This is a genomic window from Halomonas sp. DP3Y7-2 (genome assembly GCF_019800795.1).
GTDB lineage: Bacteria > Pseudomonadota > Gammaproteobacteria > Pseudomonadales > Halomonadaceae > Halomonas > Halomonas litopenaei_A.
The window spans coordinates 397,327-411,793 of record NZ_JAHVKJ010000010.1 but is presented as its reverse complement, the minus strand read 5'-3'; the positions used below and the strand labels follow the sequence as shown (position 1 = coordinate 411,793).

18 protein-coding genes are annotated in these 14,467 nt (G+C 59.1%); 1 reads left to right on the top strand and 17 read right to left on the bottom strand.

The genetic code is table 11. The features are described from left to right. Window positions 1-5 precede the first annotated feature (5 nt). The 16 genes from KUV45_RS14275 to KUV45_RS14200 form a co-directional block, all read right to left on the bottom strand. Window positions 6-596: a hypothetical protein gene (locus KUV45_RS14275; protein WP_222161906.1), complete on the bottom strand. Its 591-nt coding sequence runs from the start codon at window positions 594-596 to the stop codon at window positions 6-8. 67 nt (window positions 597-663) lie between these two features. Then, the gene (locus KUV45_RS14270) at window positions 664-1,050 is read right to left on the bottom strand and encodes a hypothetical protein (protein ID WP_222161905.1); all 387 of its coding nucleotides are present in this window, start codon (window positions 1,048-1,050) and stop codon (window positions 664-666) included. Continuing rightward, window positions 1,043-1,465, bottom strand: coding sequence for a hypothetical protein (locus KUV45_RS14265; protein ID WP_222161904.1), 423 nt, complete (start codon window positions 1,463-1,465; stop codon window positions 1,043-1,045). Before KUV45_RS14265 ends, KUV45_RS14270 begins: the two co-directional genes overlap by 8 nt. Before the next feature lie 10 nt (window positions 1,466-1,475). Then, complete coding sequence (locus KUV45_RS14260) at window positions 1,476-2,492, bottom strand: hypothetical protein (RefSeq protein WP_222161903.1); 1,017 nt, start codon at window positions 2,490-2,492, stop codon at window positions 1,476-1,478. Beyond that, entirely contained in the window at window positions 2,492-3,388 is an 897-nt protein-coding gene (locus tag KUV45_RS14255) for a hypothetical protein (RefSeq protein ID WP_222161902.1), read from the bottom strand. Before KUV45_RS14255 ends, KUV45_RS14260 begins: the two co-directional genes overlap by 1 nt. Next, the gene (locus tag KUV45_RS14250) at window positions 3,381-4,856 is read right to left on the bottom strand and encodes a hypothetical protein (protein ID WP_222161901.1); all 1,476 of its coding nucleotides are present in this window, start codon (window positions 4,854-4,856) and stop codon (window positions 3,381-3,383) included. The genes KUV45_RS14255 and KUV45_RS14250 overlap by 8 nt, the downstream gene beginning before the upstream one ends. Beyond that, window positions 4,853-5,485 carry a hypothetical protein gene (locus KUV45_RS14245; RefSeq protein ID WP_222161900.1) on the bottom strand — a complete coding sequence of 211 codons (633 nt, stop codon included), beginning with the start codon at window positions 5,483-5,485 and terminating at the stop codon, window positions 4,853-4,855. The genes KUV45_RS14250 and KUV45_RS14245 overlap by 4 nt, the downstream gene beginning before the upstream one ends. 2 nt (window positions 5,486-5,487) lie before the next feature. Continuing rightward, window positions 5,488-5,913: a hypothetical protein gene (locus KUV45_RS14240; protein WP_222161899.1), complete on the bottom strand. Its 426-nt coding sequence runs from the start codon at window positions 5,911-5,913 to the stop codon at window positions 5,488-5,490. Between the two features lie 77 nt (window positions 5,914-5,990). Continuing rightward, complete coding sequence (locus tag KUV45_RS14235) at window positions 5,991-6,995, bottom strand: N4-gp56 family major capsid protein (RefSeq protein ID WP_222161898.1); 1,005 nt, start codon at window positions 6,993-6,995, stop codon at window positions 5,991-5,993. Window positions 6,996-7,014: 19 nt separating this feature from the next. Further along, window positions 7,015-8,025 (bottom strand): hypothetical protein, encoded by a 1,011-nt coding sequence (locus tag KUV45_RS14230; RefSeq protein WP_222161897.1) that lies wholly within the window; start codon window positions 8,023-8,025, stop codon window positions 7,015-7,017. A gap of 57 nt (window positions 8,026-8,082) precedes the next feature. Continuing rightward, window positions 8,083-8,283 (bottom strand): hypothetical protein, encoded by a 201-nt coding sequence (locus tag KUV45_RS14225; protein ID WP_222161896.1) that lies wholly within the window; start codon window positions 8,281-8,283, stop codon window positions 8,083-8,085. Then, window positions 8,276-10,483: a DUF4670 domain-containing protein gene (locus tag KUV45_RS14220; RefSeq protein WP_222161895.1), complete on the bottom strand. Its 2,208-nt coding sequence runs from the start codon at window positions 10,481-10,483 to the stop codon at window positions 8,276-8,278. Before KUV45_RS14220 ends, KUV45_RS14225 begins: the two co-directional genes overlap by 8 nt. Window position 10,484: 1 nt before the next feature. Next, the gene (locus KUV45_RS14215) at window positions 10,485-11,099 is read right to left on the bottom strand and encodes a hypothetical protein (protein ID WP_222161894.1); all 615 of its coding nucleotides are present in this window, start codon (window positions 11,097-11,099) and stop codon (window positions 10,485-10,487) included. Window positions 11,100-11,203: 104 nt separating this feature from the next. Further along, complete coding sequence (locus tag KUV45_RS14210) at window positions 11,204-11,437, bottom strand: hypothetical protein (RefSeq protein ID WP_222161893.1); 234 nt, start codon at window positions 11,435-11,437, stop codon at window positions 11,204-11,206. Continuing rightward, the gene (locus tag KUV45_RS14205) at window positions 11,434-12,141 is read right to left on the bottom strand and encodes a terminase large subunit domain-containing protein (RefSeq protein ID WP_222161892.1); all 708 of its coding nucleotides are present in this window, start codon (window positions 12,139-12,141) and stop codon (window positions 11,434-11,436) included. Before KUV45_RS14205 ends, KUV45_RS14210 begins: the two co-directional genes overlap by 4 nt. Beyond that, window positions 12,138-12,725, bottom strand: a complete 588-nt coding sequence (locus KUV45_RS14200; RefSeq protein WP_222161891.1) for a hypothetical protein — start codon at window positions 12,723-12,725, stop codon at window positions 12,138-12,140. Before KUV45_RS14200 ends, KUV45_RS14205 begins: the two co-directional genes overlap by 4 nt. 214 nt (window positions 12,726-12,939) lie before the next feature. Between KUV45_RS14200 and KUV45_RS14195 the strand changes: the two genes are divergently transcribed. Then, window positions 12,940-13,851 carry a hypothetical protein gene (locus KUV45_RS14195; protein ID WP_222161890.1) on the top strand — a complete coding sequence of 304 codons (912 nt, stop codon included), beginning with the start codon at window positions 12,940-12,942 and terminating at the stop codon, window positions 13,849-13,851. A 220-nt stretch (window positions 13,852-14,071) separates the two neighbouring features. On the opposite strand, the gene KUV45_RS14190 is transcribed toward KUV45_RS14195, so the two are convergent. Then, window positions 14,072-14,467, bottom strand: a complete 396-nt coding sequence (locus KUV45_RS14190) for a hypothetical protein (RefSeq protein WP_222161889.1) — start codon at window positions 14,465-14,467, stop codon at window positions 14,072-14,074.

The window sequence follows — 14,467 nt, the reverse complement described above, 5'->3', positions numbered from 1 at the left end:
TCCAATCACAGGTTGGGGAATAGACCGGTGTTACGCAGATACCCTTGCAGGTTCTGATACAGGCCTTTTTGGAAGTTGATATCAGAATCACGCATTTTGGTGATCTGATTGATCATCTTGGTCTTGTCAGAAGAAGAGATGTCTGGGTTGGCCTGGATATTGGCAATGCCCTCCATGCCCTGAGCCACAATATCGGTGATGTTGTTCGCCATCATGCCCCAAGCGTTGGCCGTGCTAGAGGCTTGGAGTTGGTCGAGGCTATAGTCCCTATCTCGCTTCATCTGCTCAAGCGTGTTCTTCTGCTGCAAGTTTGCGAGCCCAACATCGTACTGATTGCCTCGGGCCATCTGCTCAAGCGTGTTCTGCTGCTGCTGGGCCATCTGTCCCTTCTGAAACTGCTGGCTCGCGTCCTGCTGTGCGATAGGGAGAGCGGCTTCAATCATCGCCCCCTGTGAGGTGCCCGCGGCCATCGAGCTATTGAGAAGCCCTCGCCGATTGGCCTGTTGTTTGCCAAAGGTTTCGGCTCGCTTCATGAGAGGAGAGTTACTGCTCAGGATGCCATTGAGCTGGCCCTGAACGGTGTCGCTGGCTGCCATTTAAGTCACCTCACGGTGAGTGGAAGGTTGTGTGACCGGCTTGACGTAAGTCAGCGGGCTTTGTCTATCACCAAGTGATCGCCTCAACCACTTCGACTGTCTCGGCGTCTCTAATCTGGTCCTCAAGAGCTTGGCGCTTTCCTGTCGCCAGGCCGCTTGCCTGCATCCAGGCATCGGCCTTGGCGATGATGCGCGTAGCCAACTCGGACTTGTCCATGCCTCGGCCGGTGGACAATGCGTCCAGTAGGGGCGTGTCCGCGCCAGAGTCAGCCAAGTATGCCCGTGCCTCCCGCTCCTGCTTGTCCCAGGTCATCTGCTCCGACTCGGGATACTCGCTGCGAATGCTGGCCAGCTCGGCCTCGTAGGCGTCGTTGATGCTACGCATGGCCGATTGCCGCGCATCCTCCAGCTTCTCCGCCTCTGTCTTGGGCGGGATCCAGTAAACGTTACCCATCAGCCACCTCCTTCTTGCGAACCGTCCATCCGGTATTGCCGGCAACATCAACGCCCTGGACAATTTCGTAGTCGTCTATACCTGCCATGCCCGTAGGTGTGACGTAACAGGTATTGGGGTCGTAGTCTGCCGCTTCGATAGTGACGAGTCCTCGCCAATGTGCCTTGTGCTCGGGGTATTGGCTCGCTATTACCTGCTGGATCAATGTAACAACAAGTTCTCCATTATCGTGTCGCTCAATGTTCCCGAAGGCGGGTGCCCCTGATACGTTGTCCGAACCTTGAAAAAGCCCCGCAATAGGAAAATCGGATAGATCGAATGGCGTGCAAATGTCGTTTTTGCAGGCAACAATTACATTATCATTGATCACGTAATAATCAGGCGCGTGCCCCTCAGCCTTAAACATTAATTTCATAATATTACCTTTAATTTTTCCACCTACCCCAGGCCGTGTACCAAAGTGACGCATTCAGATTCCCCCAGCTTTGGAGGCTACCCAGTCTAAACTTAGGTCCAAATGTGCTGCTCATGGCGTCTCGTGAATCTTCCTGCGGGATTGGCATAACTGCATATTGGTAGCTATTTCCGCTTTTGCCCTCCCTAGCGCTCATCGGCAGTACATTGTAGTTGGCATCTACAAAAGGCTGTGCCATGGGAGTCGTAAACTCAACACCAGATAGAAAAAGAAGCCCCCCCTGATTAGTGCCAAGATCAGCGGCTTTTCTGTTTCTGCACATTTGAGTGCCGTCTGCCCAACGGGTCCAGTGACCGTTATCATTGCTGTCACTTTCTACAATGGGACTACCACCTACGTTTGGCATTGTTCCAAAGTCATTCTGACCCAACAGTCGCGCATACCGCGCATCAGCCTGCGATGTTTTGGGAACGTCATTCGCGCCGGTACCCACGTTGGCGGCAGACGCAGTTCCCAGGCTGTTGATCGCCTGTTGATTGGAAAGCGTCTGTCCCGCCCACTCGGCAGCAGTTCGAGTATCGGCGGAGCCATTGGCGGTAACGTTGTGCTGATTAGGATCTCCGTAGCTGGCGGCTTCCTCTGCCCAGGTCTTCGCTGATTTACTCCCCGGCTCGGGGGCAGTATCGCTCTCCGCCCACGCCTGAGACTTGTCTCGCGCTGCCTGCGCATCGTCTCTGTTAGTGGCTGCGGCGGTTGCGGACTGGCCTGCAGCAGATGCGCTGCTGCCAGCATCGCTGGCCGCTTGAATAGCCTGGTCACGTGCAGCGTTATAATCGGCGCCTCGCAGTAGCATGCCTTCCCAGTAGGTGGCCCCGCCCGCATCGTTGGGCCCGGTGCCGGTGACGTCAGCGATACAGACATACGACTGGCCGTCATCAGTGACGACATCGTGCGTGAGATAGTCTGAGTTGGGGTCATAGGGGCCGCGCATGTTGAAGCGCACTCGGCCTAGGTTGAGGGTTGGCATTACAGGATCACCTCCAGTTCGCCGGCGTCATTGATGGTGAAGTTGCTGGCGTCCGAGTAGCCCGCGAAGTGGGCAACCAGATCAGGCCCAGACAGTTCGAAGTTCAGGAAATCCATCGTGGTGGTGTCATTGATTCGCTGGCTGACCAGTTCAGCGTTACCGGCGGCGGCGCTCGCCGCCTGGGCATCAGCCTCCACCTGCTGCGCAGTGGCGGTCACCACGTCTCGCGCGGACACTGCCACGGCCGAGCTCTGCGATGCTGCTGTGGCCGCTCCTGAGGCGCTCGAGGCATGCTGCTGAGCCTGCGCAGCAAACTGCTCGGCACTTTCGTGCAATGACTCAATGTGCGATTCAGCCGCCTGTACTTCGATCAGATAAGCTCTGGTAGCCTGCTCATCGCCCTGGGCGCTGCGTGCGTACTCCTGGGCATCATCTCGCGCCTCCTCGGCGGCGATTCTCGCCAGGCGCACGGTGTCGGCATCGACAGCGAGGTACCACTTCGCTGGGTTGCTAAGGTCCGACGTGGCCCCGGACGTCTGCCGAACGATCGAGACATGAAGGTTGGTGGTGACCGGATCACGCACGATGTCGTTGAGGAAGTAGTCGGTGTTGGGCTGCCAGTCGCCGCGGAAGTAGAAACCGGACACCAGTGCCAGGTTGCCAGTCTGATCGAAGCCTAGGACACGATTGCGGCGTTGCAGCGCTGTGGCCACAAACTCCTGGCTCGGCATGCCCTCTTCATAGGGAAACTTGAGTGCTCGGGTGGTGTCCTTGAAGGTTTCGTCCAGCCCGGTGGCGATTGCATCGAACTTCTCATCCACCGCCTCACCTTCGGCGGTCGTTCCCGGCTGGAAGCGTTTCCCAGGGTCGCTGTTGTCGAAGTACGGGTTACCCACGGCGTTGCCTCCTCATATCGAAGTGAAGGTCATACCCAAGCAGCTCATGCGGCGAACTTTGCGATTCGGAGAAGAGCGAGAAGTTGATGGAGGTGCCAGTGCCTGTGACATCCATGGCTTCCTGGCCCATGCCGGGAACTGACCAGCGAAACTCGTTCCAGTTATCGACGCCCCACAGCCCGCCACCCAGCATGAAGTCGATGTACTCTCGGCGTGGGCGCCCCGTTTGGTTGTCGCCATAATCAAAGTCCGGCTGCATCCACAGCCTGGCGTCACTGCCAGAGCGGATGTCCCAAAACACCCGACGAAACCGCTTTCGTGCGCTCGGTGACTGAAGGTCGGTGTAGGCCAGGGTCAAATAGGCACGGATCGGCGTGCCATCGAAGTCCTGGCCATCGTCCAGGCAGTAGACGTTTCCCTCGTCGTCGCCCACCAGGATCTGCTCCTGGCCGCTTTCCAGCTCACCCGAGTGAGCCACTACCATCTGGAGGGGGAACTCTACGGCGGTGATGCCGTTGCCGCTCAGGTAGAGCCCACTGCGATCATCGAAGAACACGCGGTACTGTCCCTTCGTGCGCGCAATGCAGCTGGCGATGACGCGATTAGCCTTGCCTCCCTGGGAGAACATCGGCTCCACCACGCGTCCGGGGTAGAGGGCCGAGAAATCACCGTAGCGCTGCGTAGCCTCAAGCGAGCTGATACCGCGCTCGCCAATAAAGTACGGCTGCTGCATAGACTGGCTGGAGTAGGCCCGTGCGCCGCTGGTGGGCACGGTGACCTCGAGCACGAAGTCCGCGGCGCTGGTGCCGCGTAGCGTCTTGATGGAGTCTCGGCAGAGCGCGTGCAGCACCCCGCCAACGCCGGACAGAATGCCGGTCAGGCGATCACTGGTTCCGATCTCGCCCGCCCCACCGGTCGCGGCGTCCCAGTTGGAGGGATCACCGATACCGGAATGCTGAAGACTCCCCATAGGGAAACCGAGGAACAGATGGTTCTGATGGAGCGCGATCATCGTCGCGCCGCTGGGGGCATTGGCAAGTGTGGTCAAGGAGCCATCAAGTGCCAGCTCGAAGGGCTTTCCCCCGCCAACGCCGTAAAGCGACCTGCCTGAGTCAGTGGCATAGACATTGCCTTCCACGAACTCGTGACGACCTGCAGCCAGAGCCCCAGTACTGCCGACAACCTCCCATGTGTCGCCGGCACTGCTAAGCCGATAAAGCGTCGCTGTGGCAGCCCCCAGATCCTTTCGAACGCCGTAGATCCTATCGGCAAAGGTCACTACGCCAAGTGTCGGCCCCTCACCGGGAAGCGCTGGACCTCTCTGGGAATAGCCATCGATTCGCCGGTAGCCTCCGGTCACCGGGCACTCGTAGTTGATGCAGGAAAGCGCAGCACCAGGCCGAAGCTGTTCGGGCGGGGTCACCAGATCGATGCCACCGCCCAGGCGGATATAAGCGGAGCGACTCATGCCAAAGGCCCTCCGATTTCCATGGCTGGAAGCTCCCGGCGCATCATCTCAGCCATTACCTTGGTTTCTCCTTCACGGGCGGCAGTGGCCACCTCCGGAGCGTTCTCGTAGAGCGCATATGCGAGCATCGCCCGGTACACGATCACAATGTGATACTGCTCAGGCAGGCGCGGCTCATCGATGTTTGCCTTGAGCTCTTGTGGGGTGCGCCAGTATTCGAACGTCAGCCAACTCAGCTGGGCAGGACTGGTATCCATCCGCAAATTGCCGTTGGGCAGTCGGGTGATCTCAGAGGGCCACTCTCGATTGCTGTCCTCTCGGAAGCGCTCCCTGAAAATCGTCCAAGGCGTTTCGCGCAACCGTCGGTCATGCACCCGCAGCGTCGAGGCGTCCCACCGATCCAGATCCGCCGGCGGCGAGTATTCTCGAAAGTCGGCATCCAGCTCGATGCTCGCCTCTGCCCAGTTAAAGCGCCATTCGTGCTGCTCCTGCTGGATCTCCAGCCAGGCTTGCCGCACCCAGTCGATCAAACGCTGGTACTCACCATGCTGGCCAGTCACCGCCGCCGGTCCATCACCGGCGGCACCTACCTCCTGGCGCAGCCGCTTACACAGCTGCAGGAAGTTCATAATCAGACCTCGCCCATCACCTGGAACGGGTACGCCAGCACCTTGGATTCCTTCATCGTCTTAGGGTCGTAAATGTGCTGAACGGCATCACGCAGGACGTTCACGACACTGGCTGGCACAACCACTTCTTCACCGCGCTTGATGGCGTACATCCGTCCGTTCACGCCCACTTGCACGGGCTGCTTGTCGCTGTCACTGGTGGCGATGATGATGCGGTAGCGCTTTGTCTTACTCTTCTCGCCTGGCGCTGCAGGATGCTCTACGGGATGCGAACCAACCGGCGCATCACTAGCTGGCGTGCCTAGGGCATCGTCGATCTTCTTGCGCAGCGTGTCGTCCTTGGTATTGCCTTGGAAGGAAATACCCAGATCAGTGGCGGCGGCTTCCAGTTCTTCGCGGTTCATGGTGGCGGTATTGAGTTCGCTCACAGGAGATACCTCTCGGCATGTCGGGAATCAGAAGGCCCGCCGGAAGGCGGGCCATGGGTGGTAGTCAGGTGTAGCGCTTACGCCAGGTCGGACGCGGCCACCTCGAGACGGGCGCCCCAACCTTCGTTGAGGATTTTGGCCACGAAGTAAGTCTTCCAGCCGACGTAGCCACGCTGGCCCAGAGGATCGTCCTTGGAGATAGTGCTGGGATTGATCACTGAGGGCTTGATGGCGTTGGCGCCTTTCAGCGGGATGAGCCCGTAGAACTCCTTGCCCACATAGACGATCGGGTAGACATCGGCACTGGTTCCGCCACTGGAGATCTTGCCTGACGCGGCACCAGACACTGCGGCACCAGCATCGGCCCACTTGGTGAGCACCGGGCTGAGGATGTAGCGAACATCCTCGACCTTGCCAATTTCATGGGGCAGCGCCTTCATGGAGCCGTACTTCTCGGTCGGCGTGAAACCAACCATGTCCCGAATATCCGCCTCCAGGTCGGTGTGGGCGAAAGCGATGAAGGCCGCATCCACCGGCTCGGTGGAGTAGTTTGGCGACGCGCCAACCATGCTGGTCACCTTCTTGGCGCGGTTGCCCTTCAGGCTGCGGGTCACCGCACGCTGCTTGGCCAGCGACACCACTGACGCCACCTCTGCGCGCGACGTACCGTCGGCGTAGAAGACGTTGGTGCCGGCGCGAATCGCGCCCCAGGTTTGAAGCTCGACGGTTTCGGCGGCCTGCTCGCCACACAGCTCGTTGGCATCCGCCAACACCGGATCCTCGGCCAGGTCTTCCACCACATCGGTGATCTCGACCACGGCACCCCACTGCTTGATCTGGACAGTGACATCCTCGTAGGCCATTTGTTGGGCCGAAGGGGTCACGCCCTCGGCCAGCGGCGTATTGAGCGCGTCGAAGGGGATCGGGCGACGGAACTTCACCGTATCGGCCTTGTTCTTCGGCAGCGGCTTGGATTGGCCGAACTTGGAGAGCACCAGGATAGGCTCGGCATGGTTCAGCTGATCGGTGGCGGCCCAGGCGGCGGTGCGCTGGGAGATATCGCCATAGGTAGTATTCGGCATTGCTCAGTACCTCTCGGTCTTAGCGTTTCTGTTTCGCAAAGTGGTTGAATTGCCCTTCCCAATCTTCGGGAACGGCATCGCGCTTAGCCGCGCCGCGGCGTTGTGGTGTCACGGCACCGGCCAGGCGTTGCTGGCGTTTCGCACGCTCGGCATCGGCGGCAGTCGTGTTTCCTTGCGCGCTGTCACTGCCTGCCGACTGGCTCTTGTAGAAGTCGAGCAACGCGGACGCGTCGTCGGCGTTCTCTGACTCCATCTGCTGCTGGAGCCAACTCGGCTGTTGCTGCAGCCACTGCTGAAACGCGGGCGCATTCACCACCTCACGCCAGTCGGAGTGGCGGGCCTCAAGGGCGCGCATCTGACTGTCGAGGTACTGATCATGGGCCTGCTGCTGAATGGGCTGCACGGACTGCTCGACACCGGCAATCCGCTGGTTGAGACGCTCTTCCAGCCGGCTGACTTCCGCCAAGCGGGCATTGATCGCGCCTGCCATCTCCGGAAAGTCTTCCTCGAACGCCTTCCAGTCCTCGCTGCCATGATGCTCAGCGATAGCTTGCTTCTGGTCGGCCTCCGCAGATGACTCTCCGGATGTGCTCTGTGCGGGCTGCTGCCCACGCTGTTCCTGCTGTTGCGGCGGCTGACTGCCCTGCTGAGCCAGCTGCCGCTTGAGTTCGTTGATCTGCCGCTGGTAGGCGCCAACGCGCCCGCGCTGGCTGGCCTCGCTCTGCCTCAGCCGATCGAGGTTCTGTTGGAGCTCAAGCTCTCGCGCAGAAGGCTCCGGCGCTGAGTTCTCCGCATGTTTACCGTCGGAGCCCTGGCCTTCTCCATCGTCAGAGTCGGTGACCTCATCGTCCTTCCGCTTCAAAGGTTGCTCCGACTCCTGGTCAGCAGCAGATTCATCCTCCGTGCTGGTGGCACCGGCGGAGAATGCGTTGAAGTGCGACTCGAAGTCATCGGCTTGGCTGTCGCCATGGTCCTGGGGCTCGTGGTTCAGCGCCTGTTCGTCAGGGGCTGTCGGCTGCTGGTGTGGCATCTAGCGGATCTCCCGATCGGCTGGTGGTGAATAGGCCCGAATCGAGCAGGCCTGAGGTTACTCGTAATTCGGCTGCGGGATGTCCGGGCTTGTTGCTTGGCCAAGGGCCAGCAATTCATCCATGGCCTCGATCTGGCCACGCAGACGGTCATCACGACTGCTGCCCGCGATCAACTTCTCTACGGCATGCTGACGTTGCTGTGCTGCCCACTCGGCCACAGCGTTCCAGGTGTCACTGTTGCGATTGATGTCAGCCATAGCTGTCGAACCCTTGTGCCATATTGGTCTGGCGGGCTCGACGTTCATTCTGACGGTCAGTCAGCTCCGCCGCCGTGGTGTCGCGCTGGGTCTGAAGCTTGGCGGAGGTTTCGCGCATCTTGAGCTCAAGCTTCTGCGACTCCAGACCGAGCTTGGCCTCCAGTTCGGCCAGGGTAAGGTTCTGCTTGAGAGCCAGCTCTGCGCGGTCCCGCTCCTGTTTGCTCTGCAGTTCAGCAGATCGGTACTGCTGTTCAAACTGCTGCTCTTGTACGCGCAACTGGTAATCCGCTTGTTCGCGCTGCGCCCTCATCTGCATCTCTTGGCTCTTAAGCTGTTGCTCCTGCTGCTTCAGCTGAAGCTCCATCTGCTTGAGCTGCATATCGGGGGGCATCTGCTGTCCGGCCTGCTGCTTCTCCTGCTCTACCGTCTCTTCGTCCTTGAGCACGCTGTCCGCCGACACCGACATGGAACGCACGATCTCCCGGTACAGGCCTTGCCATTCGGTGGACTGAGCGAACTCGGGGTTCGAGGCGGCGATCTGCGCCAATGCCAACAGCTTCTCCTGCTGTTCCTGCCTGGCGATCAGAACACTGGAGCCGCGGGCCACAATGCTGAAGTCGCCCTTGATCTCCTCGCGCTCGTCGTAAGCCATGTGCCAGTCATAGAAGCGACGTACCACCGGTTCGGTGATGCCGTCGTCGTAGTTTTTCACGGCAGAGCGCAGCACGATGTTGCTGTTGTTCATCAGCATCTGCATGCCCGTAGCGGTGCGAGCGCCGGGGCCGCCGCTGACGCCCTCGCCTTGCAGCAGGACGGGAAGATTGGTTTCAGTGTCGGCCAGCTGCTGAGCCGCTTGGAAGATGCTGTACAGATCGCCCTGGTTGGAAGGGATGTTGTAGGCGTAGAAGGCTTGATTCAGCGGCACCTTACCGGTGCTGATCCATACCTTGCGTGGGCGAAGCTTCCAGTCCCCGTCCTGAGGGGTGACAGCACTCTTGTCCACGGCCAGTTGAGGACCCGCCGATAGCCCGGCGTTATCCATGATCATCCGCCAGGCAGTGGCTGCAACTCTCTGTGGATTGCGCATGAGAAAAGGGACGCCGAAGCCGAAAATACTGGCTGGATCCTCTTCCCAGTTATGAACGCTCCAGGGCAGCTCACCGCTGTCGAGAGGGTTGATGGCAGCCTTGATGACGTGCTCACCCACGAACAGGACGCAACCGTTGTACTCGGTCAACGGATCTTCATCGACATCGACGCCTGCAGCGATCAACTCTTCCTTGTCCAGCGGCCCCCAATATTCCCAGAGCTCCCAGCGCTTGTTGTTGACGACCGTATCCACTCCGGTGATGTGGCGAAGCTCGTCGCGACGATCACGGCTGATGTGCGTGCCATCGGGATCGGTTTCCAAGACCTTGCGCAGCTGGGCATCGATGACACCTGGCAAGTTGCTCAGCTCCCGCATCTGCTTCTTGTTAAGCAGCTTGCGCTCGAAGCCAAACTCCGCCTCATCCATGGTCGCGGCGCTCATGTCTGGGAAGAAGTCCCACAGATCGACACGCTCCAAGCCTGCTCGGAACTCTTCCTGAATCTCCATCACCTGCAGGCCGCTGTTCTCATCGCGGCGCCAGGCGCGGCGCTGCCGATTGACCACCACCGGCCCTTTGAGGACACCAGTACCCAGTAAGCAGCTGTCGCCAATAACGTCTCGGGCCTTGCCGTTATAACGGGCTTCCGTGAAGTCGTCGTCAATCGCCGTCTGCATCAACCGTGCTTTCTGCTCTGCGATCTCACGGCGCTGACGAGCCTCAGCCTTCGCCGCCTGGTCCGGGCTGTTGGAGAGCACAGACAGCTGGGGCTCCGGGGTGGGTTTGATACCCCAGTTGCGGTCATCGTTGGGCAGCAGCATGTCCGACAGCCGCGCAATGGCGGCGCGGGTCTTGTTGCGCGTCAGGTTGACGTAGATGCTCGAGGTGCCGCTTTCCTTCATCCTGGCCAGTTCGTCGGCGGTGTACTCGCCATGGTACTGACGCAGGTCGTTGAGCCATCGGGTTTCCAGCTGCTGACGGGCCGACACTTGCTCCCCTGCCAGCTGACTCAGCTTAGAGCCCAGGGTGGAAAGCAGAAGCTCAAGGCGTTGCGTCTCAGCCTCAAGGGCCTCGGTTTCGTCTGTCATCTCGACAGTCGCATGCTCAGGCATCTCAGTATCCTGTAGTGGTGTCGCCGGGGCTGACAGGCATGGTGGTGCGATCAATGGGCCGTGTGGTCGCTTGGTGAAGCCCCATGACCAGGTAGCGAGTCGCATCCATCAGGTGATCGTTCTCTTTGACGATGCGCCCTTTATCGTTGCGGCGGTACAAGCGGTACTCACCGAGCCAATGCTGTAACGTCGAGAAGACCTTGAGACGGCCGGTGGAAAGTCGATCAAGCATGGCCAAGAGCCCTGCCTCCACCGCCTTGTCTCCGTTGTGAAGAATCAGCCCCTCATCCTGATACAGGTCCATCAGCTTGCGCCCATCGTGTTGGCTAGACCCATGCGCGGCGGTATCAATGACGCCAGGTATCCAAGCGCCTCGCATGCGAATGGACTTGGCGTGAACGCTGGGTTCAGCCATGCCGCGATAGTGTTCGCTGTTCAGATAGATGGTGTCGGTGTCACGATCCCATGCCCCCCAGATGGCAGCGGTTTTCTTCCAACCGACGTCGAGGCCGTAGATCCGTGCCCACCAGTCAGGGATCTGGAACGGGTTAACGACAATATCTTCTTCGGGAATCGGGTAGATGGCCCCGGCACCAAGGGTCGGCACACCGTTCATACGGGCTTCCAGTTGGTGAGCGGAAATTGACCCAGTGAGGTCATCGATATCTTGCTGACTCAGGTGCGGCGCATGCTTCCAGCCAGCCTGGACCACGTAGCGGCTCAAGGGACTACGGTGAAGTTGGCGCCGGCAATGCCCTGGCTCTGGCCCAGCTGAGCCCGGGGATCAACGAGGCGTGCGACTCGCATGCTCAAGGTGCCCCGCTCAATGCCTCGCTCTCGTACCATGTCGCCCAGCCGCTTTGTCATGCTGTTGGTACGCCCCTGGTATCGAGCTGAGGCAGGTGGCATGTCGAGGTTGGCAATGTCGCTCGCCGTCAATATTGGCTGTGTCATAGGGGCTCCTGTTCGTGCATGGATTCGAGAAAGGAAACGACCAGCTCGGTAAGGCCCGACAGGGGCGTGAAGGTCATCATGACGATGCCTCGTGTCGTCATCGTCCGAACGAGCGCTTCGTCGTACACGTCCTTCGGCACCTCTTCATCCAGCCACACCACATCCTGCTCGGTGCCCTGAAAGATCCGGCGCCCCTGGTCATAGCTTCGAAGCATCAAACGCGACCAGAAGCCACTGGTGTGCTTGACCATGATCTCCTCGTAGAGATTGGCCACGCCTCGCGCAGGTGTCGGCTTTCCGAGCAGGTGCAGGGGTACCAGGCCGGTGCCGAATTCAGGTGTTCCGTAAAGTCCGCCCAGCAGCTTGCTCTGGATGATGTCCCTCGTGGTCTGGCTGGTGTCGCCAGCGGCCAAAGCGGTGATGGCGCGATCGAACCGACGCCCTTCCCACCAGTCCGGGTATAGGCCAGTCAGGTGATAGGTCATTTCCCCCCCGCCAGCGACCGTCTTCCCCACCCGGTTGCCCGCCATAAAGAGCCGTTCCTTGTGGAAGGCTCCAGCACGAAAGAACTCCATGTGCTTCGGATAAGCGTTGCGTGAGAGCTTGCCCCCTTCGGGGAACAGCTGATCGATCAGGTTGTAGCGGCGGCGTCGGTCGCGCTCCTCTAGCAACCGTAGATATTCAAGACGTTCGGCCCTGGTCACGATGCATCATCCATCCCCTGGGCCTCGTATGCCTTGATCTTGGCCTCGAGCTCTTCATCAGTGAGCGCTTGTTCAGGAGGAGCATCGTCGGTGACAGGCTGATCCATGCCATAGGACTGGCGCTCCAGCTTGATCACTCGCTCCAAAGCCTGGGTGCCGTAGCCAATGCACTTGCCGGCATATTCCAGATCAACATCCACCTCGATGACTTCGCCATCTCTCGTCTCGACATCGCGCTTTCCTGTTGAAAGCTGGGTATCGAGCTGGCCAGCGAAGTTGTCTTGGATGCGCCGCCACCGCTGAAGCATCTGCCGGTGGCCGTTGATGATTGACGCGTTCTCGCTGGCCGCTTGCTCGATCAGCTCGGCATCCGGCACATCTGGCGCCGCCGACTCGGGCCGACTTAGCTTTTCACGTGTCCGCTGCTGTACTGCACCGGTTAAGTCCTTGCTCCAGCCCTCGGCCGTTGCTCGCTTACTGATCGCGCCCTTGCTTGGGCCATGGCGGTCCGAGAGCTTCTGCAGGCTGAATCGGCCAGTACGGTAGTCGGCCTCAATGGCCTCCCAGTCATAGCGTCGTGCCATAGGTGTCCGCGCGGCCCTCACGGGCGGCGCCTCCATGAATAGGGTGATGCGGTGCCGGTGACGATTCCGGCTCGGCTTCGAGTTGCCGACGGTTTCACCGCATCAAGTTTGCCGGGCGTCTCACGACGTGCGGCTGGGACGCCTCGCGGCGTGCCGAAACTTCTAAATTTGGCTACCCTGAACTCTTCTCGAAAAATCTAGAAAGGTGGAAGCCGTGATACCAGAAGACTTGTTCCCAGCACTAAAGACGCTAGAACGACTCAACAAACGTGTCACTGACAGTCTCCCCAACTTCAGACTTTCTCCTGAAATATTGGAAACAGCCAATAGATTCAACAAAATAGCCAAACCGCTTGCAGATCAGATGAAGGTTATCGAGGAAGTCACCAATTCGATTCCCGCCATCGTGCCGGAATTTTTCAGAAACATTCCTCCCCTACCGGATAGCTTCATAGACATACTGAAGCGACTGGAAGAGCTAGAAAATACAGAAAGCACTGACTTCCATCTGCTTTCGCAGAACGGCTGGTTTCCTGACTTTTCATCCATCAGCATTGGCGCCACATTCCAACAAGTGCAGAACTACCGCCTTTCATACGACAATGAGGGCCACGAAAAAGCCGACCTGGAGATTACCGAGCACTTCGAAAGCGTGATGGATCGCTTCCTCGATGAGGGCGAAGCCGCCTTACACGAAGGACGTGGGAAGCTCATCAAAGATGCGATTCACGCACACAAAAATGGCCTATATAGCCTCTCAGCCCCCATGTTTCTGATTCAGGCTGATGGGCATGCTGCACACGCCTATGACGCTCCAGCATGGGGTCCATCCAATAAGAAGCTTCTAAAAGCCGCTCAGTCCGAATATGAGAAAGACAAGTTCCTGGGTGAGGCACTGATGCCCTTCTTTCGACAAGACCAGCCAATGATGATGAACGAAAAACAACGCAGAGAGACGCCTCCCCCTGAACACATCATCAACCGGCACATGGTCCTCCACGGTGAATCCGTGGACTACGACACCAGGGAAAACTCGGCTCGGGCATTCTCGTTTTTGTGGTACTGCATGTTCTTCATGGACTGCTTCTTCGAAGAGCAGGGTGAGGATCAGGGCAGTGAGGGTTAACGTTATCCAGCGCCATCTTCTCTCTTCCCGATAGGATTGCGTTCAGATGGATTGCGAGAAGAGCTTCAGCGATCAACACCTTCTCGATAGAAATCGGGGCCCGCACCCAGAGCGAATCCACCTAAGGCATCGAAGGCTAAGGAGCCATGAAACAAGGCCCTTAGGAGGTGGGACTATCTCTGGGTGCTGCAGGGTTTTCACCAATCGCGTCAATGACGCTTCACTTCGCGTGAGTACCTTCGACGCCACGTCGCATCCGCTCGAGAGTGCGCTGCTGCAGCCAGTGCTGAGCTTCCTCAATCTTGGTCAGGGCGCAGGCATTGGCCTTGCAAGCAAAGGGGCCAGCCTGAAAAGATCGCAGCCGGTCGGCAACAATTGCGAGCAACGCCTCGTGCGTCAGTCCGTTGACCCCTACTTCATTGATCGCCCCGTTCTGGAAAAGGATCACAGATCGCTTGAGCCCCACCATCTCGGGATCCGCTGACGGGTTGGAAGAATCGTCATAAGGTCCGATGACATACTTGTGACAAGCACCACCGGCGCCTGGCTCGTCCTGCACCTCGATCGACAGAGTGTCATTGGCCGGATTGACCTTGTGGTCATGTAACTCTCGCAT

Coding starts and splice junctions, on each gene's coding strand:
- KUV45_RS14275 (WP_222161906.1), bottom strand. CDS start 596: ATGGCAGCCAGCGACACCGTTCAGGGCCAGCTCAATGGCATCCTGAGC.
- KUV45_RS14270 (WP_222161905.1), bottom strand. CDS start 1,050: ATGGGTAACGTTTACTGGATCCCGCCCAAGACAGAGGCGGAGAAGCTG.
- KUV45_RS14265 (WP_222161904.1), bottom strand. CDS start 1,465: ATGAAATTAATGTTTAAGGCTGAGGGGCACGCGCCTGATTATTACGTG.
- KUV45_RS14260 (WP_222161903.1), bottom strand. CDS start 2,492: ATGCCAACCCTCAACCTAGGCCGAGTGCGCTTCAACATGCGCGGCCCC.
- KUV45_RS14250 (WP_222161901.1), bottom strand. CDS start 4,856: ATGAGTCGCTCCGCTTATATCCGCCTGGGCGGTGGCATCGATCTGGTG.
- KUV45_RS14245 (WP_222161900.1), bottom strand. CDS start 5,485: ATGAACTTCCTGCAGCTGTGTAAGCGGCTGCGCCAGGAGGTAGGTGCC.
- KUV45_RS14235 (WP_222161898.1), bottom strand. CDS start 6,995: ATGCCGAATACTACCTATGGCGATATCTCCCAGCGCACCGCCGCCTGG.
- KUV45_RS14230 (WP_222161897.1), bottom strand. CDS start 8,025: ATGCCACACCAGCAGCCGACAGCCCCTGACGAACAGGCGCTGAACCAC.
- KUV45_RS14225 (WP_222161896.1), bottom strand. CDS start 8,283: ATGGCTGACATCAATCGCAACAGTGACACCTGGAACGCTGTGGCCGAG.
- KUV45_RS14220 (WP_222161895.1), bottom strand. CDS start 10,483: ATGCCTGAGCATGCGACTGTCGAGATGACAGACGAAACCGAGGCCCTT.
- KUV45_RS14215 (WP_222161894.1), bottom strand. CDS start 11,099: ATGAACGGTGTGCCGACCCTTGGTGCCGGGGCCATCTACCCGATTCCC.
- KUV45_RS14210 (WP_222161893.1), bottom strand. CDS start 11,437: ATGACACAGCCAATATTGACGGCGAGCGACATTGCCAACCTCGACATG.
- KUV45_RS14200 (WP_222161891.1), bottom strand. CDS start 12,725: ATGGCACGACGCTATGACTGGGAGGCCATTGAGGCCGACTACCGTACT.
- KUV45_RS14190 (WP_222161889.1), bottom strand. CDS start 14,467: ATGCGAGAGTTACATGACCACAAGGTCAATCCGGCCAATGACACTCTG.